The 1,996-nt window shown below is 74.2% G+C and carries 1 protein-coding gene and 1 pseudogene; both read left to right on the top strand.

Features of this window, described 5'->3' with window-relative positions:
* The coding region (bcsZ, locus tag ABY44_RS24110) for a cellulose synthase complex periplasmic endoglucanase BcsZ (RefSeq protein WP_431642451.1) at nt 1-1,092 on the top strand (1,092 nt) is incomplete at its 5' end.
* Nucleotides 1,077-1,996: pseudogene (locus tag ABY44_RS24105) on the top strand (cellulose biosynthesis protein); the annotation flags it as partial. The gene bcsZ and the pseudogene ABY44_RS24105, both read left to right, overlap by 16 nt.

Here is a 1,996-nt window from a genome sequence, read left to right as displayed (position 1 = left end):
GGCGCGGCCGACGCGGGATGCGGCGCGGCGTGGCCGCGCTGGGACGCGTTCAAGCGCGATTTCATCTCGGCCGACGGCCGCGTGATCGACGTCGGCTCGGCCGATTCACGCACGGTGTCGGAGGGGCAGGCGTATGGACTCTTCTTCGCGCTGGTCGCGAACGACCGGCGCATGTTCGACACGATCCTCGCATGGACCGAGAACAATCTCGCGCAGGGCGACCTGAGCGCGCACCTGCCGGCGTGGCTGTGGGGCCGTGCGCCCGACGGCGCGTGGCGCGTGCTCGACGCGAACGCGGCGTCGGACGCCGACCTGTGGATCGCGTATGCACTCGTCGAGGCCGGGCGGCTGTGGCACGAGCGCAGCTACACGGCGCGCGGCGCGCTGCTCGCGAAGCGCGTGCTCGACGACGAGACCGCGACCGTGCCGGGCCTCGGCCTCACGCTGCTGCCGGGGCCGACGGGGTTCAAGCTGGCCGACGGTCAGTGGCGTTTGAACCCGAGCTATTCGCCGCCGCAGGTGATCCGCGCGCTCGGCGCGCGCCTGCCCGACGACCGGCGCTGGGCCGCGCTCGCCGCCAGCACCGGCCGCGTGCTGCTCGACACGGCACCGAAGGGCTTTTCGCCCGACTGGGCGCTGTATCGCGCGGGCACGGGTTTCGGGCCCGATCGCGACACGCATGCGCAGAGCGCGTACAACGCGATCCGCGTGTATCTGTGGGCCGGCATGCTCGACCGCGCCGATCCGCTCGCCGCGCCGCTGCTCGCACGCTTTGCGCCGTTCGCCGACTACATCGCCGCGCATGGCGCGCCGCCCGAGAAGGTCGATACGACGACGGGCGTCGCGGGGCCGAACGACGGCAACGGCGGGTTTTCGGCGGCCGCCGTGCCGTTCCTCGACGCGCGCGGCCAGCGCGCGCTCGCCGATGCGCAGGCGGCGCGTGTCGATACGCTCGCGCGCCAGTCGGCGCCCGGTTACTACACGAGCGTGCTGACGCTGTTCGGGCTCGGCTGGCGCGACGGACGCTACCGGTTCGGCGCGGACGGCACGCTCGACGCCCGCTGGGGAGGCCGCTCGTGCGCCGCCCGCTGAAGCGCGCCGCGCCGCATGTGGCGGGATTCGCGTGGCTCGCGTCGTCGGTATGCGCGGCGGCGCCGGGCACCGCGCCGGGCACGACGATGGCATCTTCCGCGACGCCGGCGGCCGCCGCGTCCGCCGATGCGCAGCGCCAGCTTGAAACCGCGCGGATGTGGGGCGTCAAGCATCGCGACGACCTGGCGCGCGACGCGCTGCACAAGGGGCTGCTGATCGCGCCGGGCGATCCCGAGCTGCTGGCCGAACAGGTTCGCGTGCTGTTGCGGCTCGGCGACGCGAAAGGCGCGCAGGCCTCGCTCGCGCGCCTGCAGGCACAGTCGCCGAATGCGCCCGCCACGCGGCGGGTCGCCGACGAATATCGCGTCGCGACGAGCGGGCGCGGCGAGATGGCGCAGATCCGTCTGCTCGCGCGCAGCGGCCGTGCCGACGAGGCGGCACGGCGGATCGTCGCGCTGTTTCCGAACGGTGCGCCGGAGGGCGCGCTCGGCGCCGAGTACTACCAGATCGTGTCGAATGCGCCGGGCGGGCGCGAGCCGGCGATCGCCGCGCTGCGCCGCGCGGTCGCGGCCGATCCGCAGGACACGAGCGCGGCGATGGCGCTCGTGCGGCTCCTGAACCAGCGTGCCGACACGCGGCCGGAGGCGAACCGGCTCGCGGGGGCGCTCGCGAAGCGCGCGGACGCCGACCATACGGAGGCGATGGCACAGTGGCGGCGCGTGCTGCAGTCGGCCGGCAGCGATCCCGCGTATCTCGATGCGCTGCATGCGTACCTCGTGCTCGTGCCGGACGACACCGAATTCGTCGATCGCGCGGCGGCACTGGATCGCCAGCGCGACGCGCAGCGCCGGCTCGAGCGCAATCCCGACTACATCGCGCAGCAGCGCGGCCTGCAGGCGCTCGC

The organism is Burkholderia sp. ZZQ-2, assembly GCF_050768715.1.
In the GTDB taxonomy this organism is placed as follows: domain Bacteria; phylum Pseudomonadota; class Gammaproteobacteria; order Burkholderiales; family Burkholderiaceae; genus Burkholderia; species Burkholderia cepacia.
Note: the sequence above shows the minus strand (reverse complement) of the source record. Positions and strands in the feature narration are given on the sequence as shown.